This window comes from Photorhabdus caribbeanensis (genome assembly GCF_018448885.1).
Classification (GTDB): Bacteria; Pseudomonadota; Gammaproteobacteria; order Enterobacterales; family Enterobacteriaceae; genus Photorhabdus; species Photorhabdus caribbeanensis.
Window position 1 is genome coordinate 325,963 of record NZ_RCWB01000001.1, and the last position, 14,119, is coordinate 340,081.

A 14,119-nucleotide genomic window follows, 5' to 3' on the forward strand; every position below is an offset into this window, starting at 1 on the left:
ATTTTTCATGACTAATTGATATGACTACTTCATTGATTAGATTGTTTGTAAATATCTGGTCGAACAATTTGCCAAACAAAGTTTTCTTCGTTTACCGGGGAATAACCCATTTTTTCATATAGCCACGGCGCCATCGAAGTGACCAGCATAATATGACGAAGCTGTGCTACTTGGGAATGTTCCAGGCAACATGTCATTAACCAACGTCCTAATCCCAATCCTCGATAATCATCCAAAACAAAAACATCAATAAGATAACCAAAGGTTGTGAAGTCAGTCACGATACGAGCAAATCCTATTTGCTGAGTATTTTTATACAAGCCAAAGGTCAAGCTATTTTCGATCGACAACTTAACCGTCTCCTTGTCGATTCCTTCTGCCCAAATGGATTTCGTCAGAAACTGCTGTATGATCGTGATATCTAATTTATTCTTATCTGTAGAGACAACATATCCATCCTTTTCCCAACGATGCAATTTTTCCATTCTGACTACCTCTGAAATAAAATGATAATAATTGATTATGATATCTCTGCGCTTGAATGCGTTGTTGAGATTTTTGTAATGGAAAGAATATAGCGATTTGAATGAATAACACCATAGGGCCGTATGTTGTCTCTTCAAGTTTTCGACTATATAGACAGGCCCTACTGTACAGAGCAGACATCCATTTCTTCAGATTTGCTTGACATTAGACAGACTTAATTTTGTCTTCCGGTATATACCATCGGAGAGAATTCTTAATGGGAGATGGAGTTACCATAACTAATCCTTTGTTAGCCAGTTTCAATAACAGATAACGCGCTTTGTAAATGGTGAAATCGCATTGTTCTGCTACATCACGCGTACTAGGCCATGATTCTGGCGGGGGAGCCGCTTGCATTTTCCGAATAGTACATAATTCGGATATGACATTGAGTACTTGATCCGTCTGGGAAGGTTGAGTCGAATCTTTCCGATTTTCCATATTAACTCCAGGCTTTATTGAACCCAGTTGGATATCTTGGGCAATTCGGATAATCCAACGGTTAATTTCAACACATGAGGGCAATCTGAATGCTCTCCAGTCATAAAGAATTGCCGGGCATATCCTGTTTTGTCAAGGTTGGTTTTTGTACGATGCAGATCAATTATATCGAAAAATTAAAATTTTAGATCTTTTAATTTGAAAAACAAACTGCATAAAGTATTTTATACTTATATAGATATAATTTGCGACACTATAGATCGCAAATGATCGTATTGAAATGTTATCTAAGTATTTTGTTGTGAAATTATTTGAATTTGTATTTTTTGTTTTTATTAATTGAATTATTCTGTAATACTTGAAAGGTCGATAAGGTCATTGTTCATATATAAATGTTTTTGATGATTTATTCCTAGGGTGAAATTTTTTTATATTCTTCATAAAATTAAAATAGGATTGACAATGAAATTATTTAGAATATGTTGTTGTTCTATACTGGTATGGACCATTATTAGATAATCGTAATAATTCGAAATGAAACTGAGTAAAATTATAATAGCGGCCATATTAATATTGGGCGTTGTGTCTATTTTAAATAAAACTGATCTAAGTTATATCGCAGTGACCCTTAATGGCGCTATTATTGCTGTACCTTATTCTACCGATCAGGATTTTCTTGATAAGACTATCAATCCGAGAAGAATTTCTAACATAATATTGAAAAAGGTGAGAGCTTCAACTCATAAGAGTCTTGAGAATCAGTTGGTAAATTGTAGATTACAGCCAGTGGTTCATCAGTTATTATCCCGGGCAACATTGAAAATATTGCTGGCTTTACCTTGGGGAGCTAATAAGGCTGATAAATCTCCGAAGCTGTGTCAGAGAAAAAAGATTCATATATTCAGATTAATGATAAACTTTACTTTCTAATTGCTATTTCTTAATTATGAGACAGTTGAGGTCTGATTATTTTCAATAAAATTGGCGCTTAGGTTATCCTCACTACATTCCTACTGTATATATCCATGATATATAATTTTTCATTCATTATGCCTCCCAATATTGAATTATTTTCATATCGATTTTATCTATTTTTTATATTAACCACTTTATATAATTATATAGTTTAAATGAGGAGTTTAAGATTATTTATCCAATCTAAAATTAATCTTATAAGCTTGTAATGGGATCATTTATTCATAAAAATAATTGATTTATCGGATATTAATTGTGTTTTTATCGCACAATAATATTGATGTTTTTAATAAATTAATTTATTTGTATAAATAAGTAGTATGTTTATTAGATAAATATCAGTAGATATTAATTGAGAAGTAGTCTTATAACATATCATCTGTAAATAAAATTAAACATTAATAACGTGACTTTATTGTTGATTCATGTTAACAATTATAAAAATAAGGTTTCTATTTTAATGTTAATTTTTCCTTGTTAATTGTTATCGAAGAATGAATATAGGTTTTTAACCGTTTAATAACGTTGTAAATACCTGCTTTCCTTTAGCATTGATTGTTATCTGCTCTGATAAAATAGTGATTTTGGTTTTGTATTTTCTAACGAAAAAAGCATGAAAAATAACAAAAACGTGAACAAACATGGCAAAACATCGTTTTTCGGACAATATTTTCTTGAGCTGTATATGGATCATGTGGAGCATTGCTCTGGGATTCTATCTGGCTGGTAATCTTTTTGGCTGCGCAGTGACCGCGATTCTCTCTTTTTTGGCGCTAATATTTTGCTTTATTCACATGAGGTCGAGATTAAAAACTATGTTTGGAAAAAAATCAGAGGCAGTGGCTGTTGAACCCATGTCTCAATCTGTTGATGATAAAAAGAACGCTAGTGCGGAAGCGCGTCGTTGTACTATTGTTGCCAAAAGCTCGGTATTTAAGGGTGATATTGATGTAGAAGGTGATATACAGATCTGGGGTAAAGTAATTGGCAATATCCGGGTGAAAGAGGGGGCGATCCGCATTATGCACGCTGGACGGGTTGAAGGTGAACTTAGTGCGCCGGAAATCATTATTGATGGCGATGTTGAGGGGACCTGTTGTGCAGCGACGTTGGATATTCTTGAACATGGAGAACTGCGCGGAATCAGTCGTTGCAGCAGTATGTCTATCAAGCGTGGAGGCTTGTTTTTTGGGCAATCGGAACAAGTTGAAAACAAAACAGCATCTGAACGTGTTGTACCGATAAAAGATACCAATAATGATAAATCTAAAGATAAGGCCACGGTAAAAACAAGTGCCTGATAAACCAGGCCCGTGTGACATCTGATTCAGATCCTTCCGGCACGGGCCACTTCTTTGTTAGTTTTTAACGAGTTGTTCTATTTCCTCTTTAGTTTTGTTTACTATAGCAATCTACCTATTTAATTGCTTTAATTACTCTGATTGAAGTATGTGGTTTGTCGCATGGTAGGTATCTTATTTGTTAACTAATATTGGGAGGAGAAGAATATGACTGTGGTGTTGGAAACAGACAGATTAATCATGCGTGCATGGAGAGAGGAAGACAGATTACCATTTTGTTATTTGAATAGTAACGCAGAAGTCATGGAATATTTTCCTGCCACTTTGACAGCGGAACAGAGTAATACGATGGTAGATACGATTATCCAGAGATTTGAGCAACAGGGAGGTTGGGGGTTATGGGCTGTGGAGCTGAAAGAAACTGGGGATTTTATTGGTTTTGTCGGTTTGAATATTCCTGTGGCGGAATTACCATTTTCACCTTGTGTTGAAATTGGATGGCGTCTTGATAAACCATTTTGGGGTAAAGGTTATGCCAGTGAAGCCGCACGTAAAGCTTTGGATTTTGCTTTCACCCAATTAAAACTTGAGGAAATAGTTGCATTTACGACAATTTTTAATTTGCGATCTCAAAAAGTTATGGAGCGGCTTGGTATGGTGAAAGATGAAAATACTTTTTTACATCCTTTATTACCGGATGGACACCCACTTCATGAACATGTGCTTTACCGGATTCGTCAATAATAGCGTGATTCTCTTTTCTGGTTTTCGTTACTTTGATGTTTTATACTATCGTTGCATAGATTGTATCTTGGAAATTCAAATGAAATATGAATTAGCTGTTATGGCGGCCTTGACGAAGTTAAATCATCCTAACACGCGTTCAATTGTAGAAGCGACAGGGATATCTGAACGTAAGGTACAACAGGTCTTGCAAATATTGCAACAAGACTTAGAAGTAAAAATTAATCGTATTAGGGATGGGAAAATCAGTTATTTTGAAGTTATTTCTTGGGGAATATTTGAAAGCGGTCAGGCGATTAACTGTAAATTAAGCGATTTGGATCTGGCTAAGTTTAAATATTCCCGCCAACAAGAGAAAGGTATTAGAAACCAAAAGAATAGAAAAACAACAATGACAACTTATAATGAAAAAAAGCATTATTTTGACAGTGTTAAATTAAAAAACTATAGAGAGAGTATGCGTCTTGAAGGGATAAATATTATTATGAATAGTTTGCCTGAAACACCGAAAGAACAAAAAAATCTTAGAGATAAACTAATTAGAAAATATAGTTTACAATGAGGTAATTATGGTAGATAAATATGGAGCAGGGCAAGATCCTTACACATACCCGGGTATCGACACACTTATTAATAAATTAGGTATTCGTGATCCCGTTATGCTTGAGCAGGCAGAAAGAGAACTCACTGAACTTGCTATATTGAATATTTCATTCCAGGAACCACCTTACAATTTGGTCTTTTGGCGTCAACTCCATAAACAGATATTTTCTGATTTATATGATTGGGCTGGTCAGCTAAGGATAATTGATATATCTAAAGGGGATACCCGTTTCTGTCATGCTAAATGTATTGAGATGGAAGGGAATAGGATATTTAATATGTTAGAGAATGAGAATTATCTTGTGGGGTTAAATTATCAGGAACTTATTAAAAAACTTGCTGAATATTATGCGGAATTAAATGTAATTCATCCTTTTAGGGAGGGAAATGGGCGAACACAGAGGCTGTTATTTGAATATATTGTTATAAACTGTGGATATAAAATTTCTTTTGAATCTATAAATGCTAAGCAGTGGATTGATGCTAATATTTCTGCTTATCAATGTAACTATCAACCATTAATAAGAATTTTCAAGGATTGTGTTTCTATTTAATATTTTTGGCTATTTTATTGATTATTTATGAGTATGGCTTTAAGAAATAATAAGCTTAAATAAGCAGAAAAATAGCTTTAATTATGGCCTTATGTTGATTGCTATTAGATTATATTTTATAAAGAAATTTTCGTATTTAAAATAGTTCCCTATCGATAGTTTCATATTTTATTAGATTTAATGATTGTGCAAATTATCTAATTTGGATTTACTTAATGTGCTGGATGATCAGAAATCGTTAGAATAACTTAACAGTGTAAAGATATATCATTATGAATGAGAACGATAACCACATGGTAAAGTGACAAGAACAAAATTATTCCTGTCACTTTTGCTTGCTATTAATTGATTTAAAAACAAGCTATTGAGAAAAAAATACTATAAAGAGCTATCGGTCCGCATACTTGAGTACATTTGGTCAATGGCTTATTTTCTTGCAAACAGATAGTTGCGAATGCTTGGTTGGAAGAGAAAGTGGTAATACTTAACGCTAAAAGGCAAGCTGATAACTTCTTCATAGTTGGTACCTCATCAGGGGTTTATTGGAGATCGAATAATTTATCTGCGTTACTAATTATTGTTTAATAATAGGTAATAAGTTCCCTTTTCGTATAATTTTTTGTTGTATTGTTGAAAATCTGTTGAGGTAACGTTGGTGGATTTGTGAAAAAAGATGGGAAAATAATTGCTACTGATTAATAATAATGAATAATTAAATGCTGATTTTCTGATGCTTTATCTTTTAATATATTGTTTTTATTATTTTTTATATGAAAAATATTCATTTTATATTGATATTGTGGAAATTATAATAAAAATTTTTTATTTATACTATTGCATCCATATTATATGTGACAGGCGCAGCGGGACATCATACAGGGAAAACAGTAGGAAGTGGGAAGGTCGCTTTCTGATATTATTAATAAATAGTTTTGTATATTTTTTGTCTTCAAAATTATTTATTAATCTTAATTACTCCGTAATGGTTAATCACTATTAGCGATAAAAATAATTCATCATACTTCATTTAATAACTACTATAGTTAAAGTGTATTACCAATGCATGATTTATGTAATTAAATGATTTAGTCGGTAGATCTCTGTTGAAGAAAATATTAATTGTTAATACTAAGGAGAATCCATGATTAATATCACTGAAAATACCGCCCTAAAAGCTGTAAACGGTTGGTGGAAATGTGGTGATACCGGAATAATTTATCAATGGGGATATAATCCGAAAGGAGGCCCTGGGCAAATTACAATAACGTATCCAATCCCGTTTCCTACAGCATGCTTATCTATGCAAGTTAGTGTCTATACCAATGGTACTCCAGCGGATAACTACTCGACAGTTTATGAATTTAATGCTGCCGGTGCTGTCATTGGGCGTGATGTTTTAGGTTCATATTGGTTCGCAATAGGATATTAAGTAATACGTTATTACAGAGTGGATTAATATATTCTAGCTTTGGAGTTGAAGATAAATAATATTGAAAGCTATTTAGTGAATAGCTCCCATAATATTGGATATCAATCTATATATACATAGGGAGCAGTTCTTATGGGATGTTCGTTGGGATTTAAATTAACCATTGTCCGCTATTATCTGGTTGGGTATGAGGGAGAAGGCTATAGTTAGGAAGTTTAGGCAATACTTTCCATTGAAGCGATATATGAACATCACAGATTGAATAGATTAATTTCTAAATCTAATTTCTATTAAGAAAAGTGGTTGTGGAAATTAATTCATTCTAGGTGGATATAAAGTGCATATAGGGAATAAAAAGCCATCTCCCTAGAAGACAATGCTATTTGGTTAAGGTTTCTTGTGACGGTCAGGATATCTTTTTGATGTATCAAAGCTACAATACCTTAAATCGATTCTTTGACGTCTAGATCAAGAAATATTTGCAATACCAAAATACTTGTAATGAACTTCTATATGAGGTCCATAATGATGATTTTTTTTCTTAACTTGTGATGAGTTAAGTGGGAGATATTCTAGCATGGATTTCACTGAGGTTAGAGTCTCATAGGAACAATTACCACCACTTTTAGTGGTGGTCAGACCGCTGACAAACCTCATTGAAAATAGTGGGGTTTGTTCATTTCATTATGGATCCTAATACAACTCATTTTCCTCATTGACCCGATTTAATCACCCGTCAGGGGGGGATTTTCGCTTCTCTTGCATTGATGGGCCCGCTCTCCAGAGATAAAAATAACAAAGCATTGCGACCAGCAATGCTATCTTCTTGATATTTTGGGTGGTTGCCGCCAAAAGACACTGTGTTTGCACTTCTTTGGCTATCGCCGGTTCGACAGTGTGGTCAAAAATCTGCTGGAAGACCGCCGTATGATTAAAACGGCGGCGGCGATTCTGACTCAGGGTTGACGTATCTGGCACCTTCTCGGTCAGTCCGAGGCGCAGAAACCAGCGATAAGCGACATTAACCTGAATTTCCTGTACCAGACGGCGTTCACTGGGAAGGCCAAATAAATAGCCTAGTAACATCATTTTGAGCAACATGACCGGATCGATAGCTGGCCGGCCATTATTGTGGCAATACAACGGGGTGACTAATTTGCGGATAAATTCGAAATCAATAGCGGCATCGATTTTACGGACCAGATGATCTTTTGGCACCAGCTCGTCAAGCGAGAGAGTTTTTGGAGGGAAAGTCTCTGGGGAGGCGGTGTTCTTAACATAGTGGCAAGCTCCGTTTGGTGAACGGACCTTAATAATCTGACCATCACTTTTAGTGATGGTCTTTTGTGAGTATAGCTGGGTCAATAGTGGGTTAACCGTTATTGTAACAATAGTGGAGAAACAACGACATCGTGAGTGAATCAATTAATCATTTCTGAGGATTTTCATAAACTAAGTTTTTTCCAGTGTTCTGCTTCGCATTTCAGGTATTTAGTTATTGGCTTGAAATGAAATTTTGATTGGTTACCATTAATATTATAATCCGTAAAATAATATTTATTTTCATATGGTTACAATAAAGTTAAATTTTTGGTTGATCTATTCATATGTTAAGGTATGATTCAAAGTGTTTAATATATAAAAGAGATTAAAGATGAAAAATGAAGTTAAAGTTCAATCGAATACAACTACTCTAAATATTCAATCATTATGTAGAGAAATTGATGCAGGAAAAGCGGAGCAGGGAGGTATTAAATTAAAGCCTTTCTATCAGAGAGAATATAAATTTACTAAAAAAGATGAAAGTTTTTTAATTGAGTCTCTATTGATGGGCATACCTATTCCTACTATATATTTAGCTTCTGATACAACAAAGTATCCTCATGTATCAAATGTAATAGATGGTCAACATAGACTTAGAGCGATACATCGTTATGTAAATAATGAATATCAATTAACTGGATTAGAAACATTGAAACATTTGAATTCAATGTATTTTAATGATCTTCCTGTTGAATTGAAAAATAAATTGTCAGTTCAGACTAGTTTAAATGTAAATTATATTCATGTTCAGGATGATCCTAGTTTGGAATTAGAAATATTTTTACGTTATAATAAAGGTACTAATCCGATGTCTAAACAGGAAATTCGTCATGTTTTATTTGGATCTCAATTTAATGATTGGGTTATAAATAAAGTTGATGAATTGAAGCATGATAATGAAATGTCGAAAGTATTTAATATGGTGAAAAAACGTCTTTCAGATAAAGCTGTTCATGCGGATTTTTTCTTAATGTTTTATATATTGCATTATGGGTTAAATGAAAAATATGTCGGAACACCTTATTATGTTGATTCGATTATGGATAAAGCAAGGAGAATGAATAATGATGAAGTAAAAAAATTTATTGAGCGCTCAGAATATGTTTTTGAGCAGATGCTGAGTTTTTTAAAATTCATAAGAATGCAAGGTATTGAACATCCTTTTTCTAAAGAAATATATTCTCCAACAGAAAAGAGACATCTTTTTCAGTCAAGTATTCTCATGATTATGACTGCAATTTTTAAATATATTATGTCGGAATCTATACCTTATGAAAGGATAAATTCTCATGAAATATTAAGTGCAATAGAAAATGGCTTTAAAAATAGTGCTTTTTATGGCGCTAAAAGTGCAACTACCAATTATGACTTGGTTCATAATGCTGTCGAATCTATAAAAAAAGAAATTCAATTTATAGATTACTAAAATGATTTTTCATACCATCATTATCCTTTTACTCTACCTGGTTAATTTTCGGAAAAAGGTGAGGTTTAAGTTATAGAGATCCTCACTTTTATCAACGTCTTTCATCAATAATAGTATTGATGAACGTGAGGAGCGATTGCGTGTAATAAAAATTCAATAGTCCTATATTATTCAACCTAAGGGAATAGATAAGTAGAGCTAAAAATAATAATTTACAGATAAAATCAGAGGTAAGGTGAATTTATGGGCTTTTTATTGGTAAAAAAATTTATTTTGAAATATTAAATTAAGTCGAGAGAGTAGGGATTGAGGTATAAAGATGGATAGCAACTCTGGTTATTACATATGAAAACACCTCAGATTAATATCTGGAGTAAGAGAAAGTTAAAACAGACGTTGTGGATTTAGTTCATCTAAGCATGAAACAATCTGGTTTTCAGGATAAAGTCAAAAAAATGTACGTCTAATGGCACGGAAGAATACAGAATAGTATTGCGCTTCATTTATAGACATGAGTTTATGGGACAATGCTGAATGCACATATAAATTTTGCCAGATTGAGATGTTAATAGCGCGTGATACAAGAAAAAAAAGAGGATGAGAGAGGGAGTAAGATAGTTGAAGCTGAAAATAAGGATGATAAATATGTAGAAATGAAGAAATCTTTGTGAAACCTAGGTGAATTTTTTATTTTTCTCGGTCATTGCTTTAACAGGTCACAATATTATGCTGAGCTGTGAAACTGGAAAAGGTTACGAGTATGTGCAACTCGGAAAAGAGCTTCTTTTGACTGATATAGAGATAGAAGCAATTGTTCCGTACTATAAAGTCAATCACATTGAAGTCAACATTATTTATTCTAGCTGAAGTTTAGATAATAAAATATAGAGAACGGTAAGTTATAAACCTTAGTCATGCTCGTGGATATAGCTATCCTTGGTTTTGGGTTAATTATTAACTCACTTGTCATTGTTAAATAGTGCACATTTTAATGGCAAGAAAAGTTAAATAGCATATGAAATAATCACAAAAAGCTGTAAGATATATCAATCAATTAAATATGAGAGATAAAGAATGTTTAATCTTGAACAGATCGGGCATGTGGTAAGAAATAGCATGCAGATTATTGTTGATGAGCTTAAGCTTAACCTTGCTGTAGGGGATATCTCTGATGATGATTACAGAATCCTTTCTCGCGGATACGGCGAACTAAACTGGGATGAATGTTTGTCTAGGATCGGAAACAGAGAAGATAAATTTGAATTTTGCTTAAAGCTGGTAGAGTGTGGAAATGTGCAAGGACCTCCTTCTGGGCTAGCTTTATGTACATATTCCATTGATGAGGAAAGTTTTGAAATTCATATGATAGAGAACTTCTATCGTGATGACGTAAAACATCCTTTAAATGGGAAAATGTTTCAACTTACCCTGATGGCTGCTTACATGTTTTGTAAATCTGCACAGGGTAAATATATCCAGATCATTGAGCCTGTTGAAGAAGTAATCTCCTATTACTCATCTTATGGATTTAACATGATGAAGTGTGGTTACATTATGGAGGCTGATATTGATACGTTTGAAACAATATTCAAGACAATCAAAGATTGATAAAAAAAAGACTAGACACTAGAGTTTATAGTGATAGCATACGGGGACCAACAAGTATTAGTTTGTTTTTTGTGCAAGAGAAAACTTTGTTAATGTGAACACCCCTTATGGGCCCAGGCTCAAAGCTATTGGAGAGAAAATCTCTTAGGAGTCATTATGTCAAAGCAGAAAGCAGCCATTAAAGATATCAAAAAATTTGATACGCAGCAGGTGTATACTGCTGTGGGTGGAGCTATTGACTTGTTGATAAAAGCTGCCCCAAAAATGTTTGAGCATAAGCCAAAAGTTGAGCTTCAAGGAAAGCGTAAGAATCATCGCCAAGCTGCTTAAAATTTTTTGAGTAGTCGTCAATAAACCCGCCCACAATGCGGGTTTTTTCATATCTACACCTCTTAATTACGGTTTTTTTATTTCCATAGGAATCGAAAATGCGAACTCGTTCACTTCTGCTTGATACCGAGTCATGGGATTTAACACTCAATGACTCCGGAAATATCGTCATTACTGATAATCCCTATTTTGTAGCGCAGGATGTCGCTTGTGCCTGTAGTACATATCTGGGTGAGTGTTGGTATGACACAGCATTGGGTATTCCTTATTACCTGCGAATTTTGTGACATTGGCCGGGAACTCAGCTAATCAACAGCAATATGCAACAAGAAGCAATGAAGTTACCTTATGTTCAATCTGCCACTTGTAAGGTTATAAATGGGAAGGAGAGAACTATTGCGGGTATGATGACAATAACGGACACGAACTGCTGTGCTACAGACATAAAAAAACCAACCTAATCATGGTTGGTTTTTCCAAAAGCTCCGCGGCTCCTTTGCGTATCCTTTTGTGTCCCTTCATTGTCCGGTCAGTGTCCAATCAACTTTGCTAACTCACTGTTTTTAAAGCTGTTGTCCTATCACTGTCCCTACTAAATTGGTGGAGCTGGCGGGAGTTGAACCCGCGTCCGAAATTCCTACATCCTTGGTACTACATGCTTAGTCTAATCTTTACATTCACTTGCCAGCTGCGGACAGACACGCCACTAACAAACTAGCCTGATTAGATTTAACGCTTCAACCCCAGGCAAGGCATCCACGCGATCTCTTTTGGGTTTGACCTCTCTTGATCCCCGTCCTAAGAGCGGAGGCTAGGGAGAGAGGGCTCTGCGCAGGTTATTAAGCTGCCAGTGCGTATTTTTCGTCGTTTGCGACTATTTTTTTGCGGCTTTTTACGAGGCCAACCGCCCCTCGGCATGCACCTTGGGTTTCGCGAATCCCGTCGAATCCAGAATCAGCCCCAAGTGTCTTAAAAGCAAGTATATCAGAATACTAAACTATAATGCCAGAATTTATCGCCCAGAATTCTTCATAATACGTGCTTTGTCTAATTTCCATTCACGTTCTTTGATGTCTGAACGTTTGTCGTGTGCCTTTTTGCCTTTTGCTACGCCAATTTTGACTTTGCACCAGGCGTTTTTCCAATAAAGAGATAAGGCAACAACGGTATAACCATCACGATTGACTCGACCATATAATGAGTCAAGTTCGCGCTGATTAAGTAAGAGTTTGCGTGAACGCATTGGATCACAGACGACATGGGAAGAAGCTACATTTAACGGGGTGATGGTGGCGCCAAAAAGATAAGCGTCTCCATCTTTGAGCAAAACGTAACTGTCGCTGATGTTAGCTTTACCAGCGCGCAGTGATTTGACTTCCCATCCTTGTAACGAGAGACCCGCTTCAAATTCTTCTTCAATGAAGTATTCGTGACGAGCTCGTCTATTCATGGCAATGGTTGCCGAACCGGGTTTGTGTGCTTTTTTCTTTGTCATAGTGTATGCATTATACTGAATGCTTTGGTGAAAGAAATCTTTTCCCGCACATATTTGCTGATTAATGAGTGTTTATTGCATTATACGCTGACAGATTTTTCTTTGATCACGTATAGGTGATATTATTCGCTACAATTAAGCCTTACAGGAAATTATATGCCACAGATTAGTCGCTCTGCGTTAGTACCGTACAGCGTGGAACAAATGTACAAATTGGTCAATGATGTTGGCTCTTACCCGGATTTTTTACCGGGGTGTGTCGGTAGTCGGGTGCTGAGTGTTAGCAATAATGAAATGACTGCATCAGTCGATGTTTCGAAAGCGGGTATAAGTAAGACTTTTGTTACCCGGAATATTCTGGCCGATAACCAAAGCATTAATATGCAACTGGTCGACGGGCCTTTTCGTAAGTTAATGGGCGGTTGGCGCTTTATCCCTCTGAGTGAAGATGCCTGTAAAGTTGAGTTACAACTTGATTTTGAATTCACTAATAAGCTGATTGAATTGGCTTTCGGTAAGATTTTTAAGGAACTGGCCGGGAGTATGGTGCAGGCTTTTACTTTGCGTGCACGCGAGGTTTATCGTGTCTGATATCAATGTTGAAGTTGTTTATGCATTGCCTGATCGCCAATATCTGCGTACGGTGAAATTGGCTCAAGGCGCAACTGTCGAGCAAGCAATAGTTGCATCAGGTTTGCTGACTTTGCGTAATGATATTGATCTGCAAAAGAATAAGGTTGGAGTTTATAGCCGTCCAGTTAAGTTGACGGATATTTTGGAAGAGGGTGATAGGGTGGAAATTTACCGCCCATTATTGGCTGATCCAAAAGAAATGCGTCGTAAGCGTGCTGAGCGGGCTAAAAATAATGCTCAATAGCTACCATAGACAGCCAGTCATCCATTTTTTTGACTGACTGTCTATTTAACTCTTTGGTTATTGAAGATCTTCGGTGAGTGAATTTTCGTTTTTAATGTCAGTCAGTACACCATTACTGTCAAATGTCAGTGTCAGAGTTTGCTGAGTTACTTTTTTGTGCCCAGGTTGCTGACGAAATACATAAAACCACGTTTGAGTTCCAAACGGGTCTTGTAACATTGGTGTTCCTAATGTGTAAGCTACCTGTTGCTGGGTCATTCCCTTATGAATTTTTGATACACTAGTAGGTGTTAGGTAGTTCCCCTGATTAATGTCAGGGCGATAAACAGCCCGTTCCAGCGTAGAGCAACCCGCAGTCAGCATGACAAATGATACAGCAGCGGCAGTCAACATTTTACAGCGCATGGTAATTACATTCCTTTAGGAGTCAGGGTGTTGATAATAATAGACCTTGACGAAATTGAAAACCTTTATACCCGTTATCTTTC

At 35.5% G+C, this 14,119-nt stretch carries 15 protein-coding genes, 1 other RNA gene and 1 pseudogene; 11 read left to right on the forward strand and 6 right to left on the reverse strand.

Annotated elements, in window-relative coordinates; translation table 11 throughout:
* Positions 1 to 29: 29 nt before the first annotated feature.
* Together EAE90_RS01575 and EAE90_RS01580 are read right to left on the reverse strand one after the other, a co-directional pair.
* A complete protein-coding gene (locus tag EAE90_RS01575) occupies positions 30 to 485 on the reverse strand; it encodes a GNAT family N-acetyltransferase (RefSeq protein WP_214051965.1) in 456 nt (151 codons plus the stop codon).
* A gap of 205 nt (positions 486 to 690) precedes the next feature.
* A complete protein-coding gene (locus tag EAE90_RS01580; protein WP_036810589.1) occupies positions 691 to 966 on the reverse strand; it encodes a FaeA/PapI family transcriptional regulator in 276 nt (91 codons plus the stop codon).
* A gap of 1,790 nt (positions 967 to 2,756) precedes the next feature.
* Here EAE90_RS01580 and EAE90_RS01585 point away from each other — a divergent pair.
* The 5 genes from EAE90_RS01585 to EAE90_RS01605 all read left to right on the forward strand — a co-directional run bounded on the left by EAE90_RS01585 (position 2,757) and on the right by EAE90_RS01605 (position 6,572).
* Positions 2,757 to 3,242, forward strand: a complete 486-nt coding sequence (locus EAE90_RS01585) for a bactofilin family protein (RefSeq protein WP_246550191.1) — start codon at positions 2,757 to 2,759, stop codon at positions 3,240 to 3,242.
* A 207-nt stretch (positions 3,243 to 3,449) separates the two neighbouring features.
* Positions 3,450 to 3,986, forward strand: coding sequence for a GNAT family N-acetyltransferase (locus EAE90_RS01590; RefSeq protein WP_214051967.1), 537 nt, complete (start codon positions 3,450 to 3,452; stop codon positions 3,984 to 3,986).
* Positions 3,987 to 4,065: 79 nt separating this feature from the next.
* On the forward strand, positions 4,066 to 4,548 hold the full coding sequence (locus tag EAE90_RS01595) for a YhfG family protein (protein ID WP_214051968.1): 483 nt from the start codon (positions 4,066 to 4,068) through the stop codon (positions 4,546 to 4,548).
* A 7-nt stretch (positions 4,549 to 4,555) separates the two neighbouring features.
* Positions 4,556 to 5,143: a putative adenosine monophosphate-protein transferase Fic gene (locus tag EAE90_RS01600; protein ID WP_214051969.1), complete on the forward strand. Its 588-nt coding sequence runs from the start codon at positions 4,556 to 4,558 to the stop codon at positions 5,141 to 5,143.
* A 1,141-nt stretch (positions 5,144 to 6,284) separates the two neighbouring features.
* Entirely contained in the window at positions 6,285 to 6,572 is a 288-nt protein-coding gene (locus tag EAE90_RS01605; RefSeq protein ID WP_214051970.1) for a gp53-like domain-containing protein, read from the forward strand.
* 873 nt (positions 6,573 to 7,445) lie between these two features.
* On the opposite strand, the pseudogene EAE90_RS01610 reads toward EAE90_RS01605, so the two are convergent.
* Positions 7,446 to 7,852: pseudogene (locus tag EAE90_RS01610) on the reverse strand (transposase); the annotation flags it as partial.
* Positions 7,853 to 8,226: 374 nt separating this feature from the next.
* On the opposite strand from EAE90_RS01610, the gene EAE90_RS01615 reads away from it, so the two are divergent.
* The 4 genes from EAE90_RS01615 (at position 8,227) to EAE90_RS23565 (ending at position 11,546) form a co-directional block, all read left to right on the forward strand.
* On the forward strand, positions 8,227 to 9,321 hold the full coding sequence (locus EAE90_RS01615; RefSeq protein ID WP_214051971.1) for a DUF262 domain-containing protein: 1,095 nt from the start codon (positions 8,227 to 8,229) through the stop codon (positions 9,319 to 9,321).
* A 1,074-nt stretch (positions 9,322 to 10,395) separates the two neighbouring features.
* Positions 10,396 to 10,929, forward strand: a complete 534-nt coding sequence (locus EAE90_RS01620; protein ID WP_214051972.1) for a hypothetical protein — start codon at positions 10,396 to 10,398, stop codon at positions 10,927 to 10,929.
* 156 nt (positions 10,930 to 11,085) lie between these two features.
* Positions 11,086 to 11,259, forward strand: a complete 174-nt coding sequence (locus EAE90_RS01625) for a hypothetical protein (RefSeq protein WP_011147570.1) — start codon at positions 11,086 to 11,088, stop codon at positions 11,257 to 11,259.
* Between the two features lie 98 nt (positions 11,260 to 11,357).
* Positions 11,358 to 11,546, forward strand: coding sequence for a hypothetical protein (locus tag EAE90_RS23565; RefSeq protein ID WP_246550193.1), 189 nt, complete (start codon positions 11,358 to 11,360; stop codon positions 11,544 to 11,546).
* Positions 11,547 to 11,857: 311 nt separating this feature from the next.
* On the opposite strand, the gene ssrA is transcribed toward EAE90_RS23565, so the two are convergent.
* Positions 11,858 to 12,221, reverse strand: a transfer-messenger RNA (tmRNA) gene (gene ssrA, locus EAE90_RS01635).
* A gap of 50 nt (positions 12,222 to 12,271) precedes the next feature.
* Complete coding sequence (gene smpB / locus EAE90_RS01640) at positions 12,272 to 12,754, reverse strand: SsrA-binding protein SmpB (protein ID WP_214051973.1); 483 nt, start codon at positions 12,752 to 12,754, stop codon at positions 12,272 to 12,274.
* A 156-nt stretch (positions 12,755 to 12,910) separates the two neighbouring features.
* Between smpB and EAE90_RS01645 the strand changes: the two genes are divergently transcribed.
* Together EAE90_RS01645 and EAE90_RS01650 are read left to right on the forward strand one after the other, a co-directional pair.
* Positions 12,911 to 13,345, forward strand: coding sequence for a type II toxin-antitoxin system RatA family toxin (locus EAE90_RS01645; protein ID WP_214051974.1), 435 nt, complete (start codon positions 12,911 to 12,913; stop codon positions 13,343 to 13,345).
* Positions 13,338 to 13,631 carry an RnfH family protein gene (locus tag EAE90_RS01650; protein WP_088373216.1) on the forward strand — a complete coding sequence of 98 codons (294 nt, stop codon included), beginning with the start codon at positions 13,338 to 13,340 and terminating at the stop codon, positions 13,629 to 13,631. Before EAE90_RS01645 ends, EAE90_RS01650 begins: the two co-directional genes overlap by 8 nt.
* 57 nt (positions 13,632 to 13,688) lie before the next feature.
* On the opposite strand, the gene bamE is transcribed toward EAE90_RS01650, so the two are convergent.
* The gene (gene bamE, locus EAE90_RS01655; RefSeq protein ID WP_214051975.1) at positions 13,689 to 14,036 is read right to left on the reverse strand and encodes an outer membrane protein assembly factor BamE; all 348 of its coding nucleotides are present in this window, start codon (positions 14,034 to 14,036) and stop codon (positions 13,689 to 13,691) included.
* Between the last annotated feature and the right edge of the window lie 83 nt (positions 14,037 to 14,119).

What these genes read in the sequence shown, in the direction of transcription:
- EAE90_RS01575 (WP_214051965.1), bottom strand. Translation starts at nt 485, where the DNA reads ATGGAAAAATTGCATCGTTGGGAAAAGGATGGATATGTTGTCTCTACA.
- EAE90_RS01580 (WP_036810589.1), bottom strand. Translation starts at nt 966, where the DNA reads ATGGAAAATCGGAAAGATTCGACTCAACCTTCCCAGACGGATCAAGTA.
- EAE90_RS01585 (WP_246550191.1), top strand. Translation starts at nt 2,757, where the DNA reads ATGTTTGGAAAAAAATCAGAGGCAGTGGCTGTTGAACCCATGTCTCAA.
- EAE90_RS01590 (WP_214051967.1), top strand. Translation starts at nt 3,450, where the DNA reads ATGACTGTGGTGTTGGAAACAGACAGATTAATCATGCGTGCATGGAGA.
- EAE90_RS01595 (WP_214051968.1), top strand. Translation starts at nt 4,066, where the DNA reads ATGAAATATGAATTAGCTGTTATGGCGGCCTTGACGAAGTTAAATCAT.
- EAE90_RS01600 (WP_214051969.1), top strand. Translation starts at nt 4,556, where the DNA reads ATGGTAGATAAATATGGAGCAGGGCAAGATCCTTACACATACCCGGGT.
- EAE90_RS01605 (WP_214051970.1), top strand. Translation starts at nt 6,285, where the DNA reads ATGATTAATATCACTGAAAATACCGCCCTAAAAGCTGTAAACGGTTGG.
- EAE90_RS01615 (WP_214051971.1), top strand. Translation starts at nt 8,227, where the DNA reads ATGAAAAATGAAGTTAAAGTTCAATCGAATACAACTACTCTAAATATT.
- EAE90_RS01620 (WP_214051972.1), top strand. Translation starts at nt 10,396, where the DNA reads ATGTTTAATCTTGAACAGATCGGGCATGTGGTAAGAAATAGCATGCAG.
- EAE90_RS01625 (WP_011147570.1), top strand. Translation starts at nt 11,086, where the DNA reads ATGTCAAAGCAGAAAGCAGCCATTAAAGATATCAAAAAATTTGATACG.
- EAE90_RS23565 (WP_246550193.1), top strand. Translation starts at nt 11,358, where the DNA reads ATGCGAACTCGTTCACTTCTGCTTGATACCGAGTCATGGGATTTAACA.
- smpB (WP_214051973.1), bottom strand. Translation starts at nt 12,754, where the DNA reads ATGACAAAGAAAAAAGCACACAAACCCGGTTCGGCAACCATTGCCATG.
- EAE90_RS01645 (WP_214051974.1), top strand. Translation starts at nt 12,911, where the DNA reads ATGCCACAGATTAGTCGCTCTGCGTTAGTACCGTACAGCGTGGAACAA.
- bamE (WP_214051975.1), bottom strand. Translation starts at nt 14,036, where the DNA reads ATGCGCTGTAAAATGTTGACTGCCGCTGCTGTATCATTTGTCATGCTG.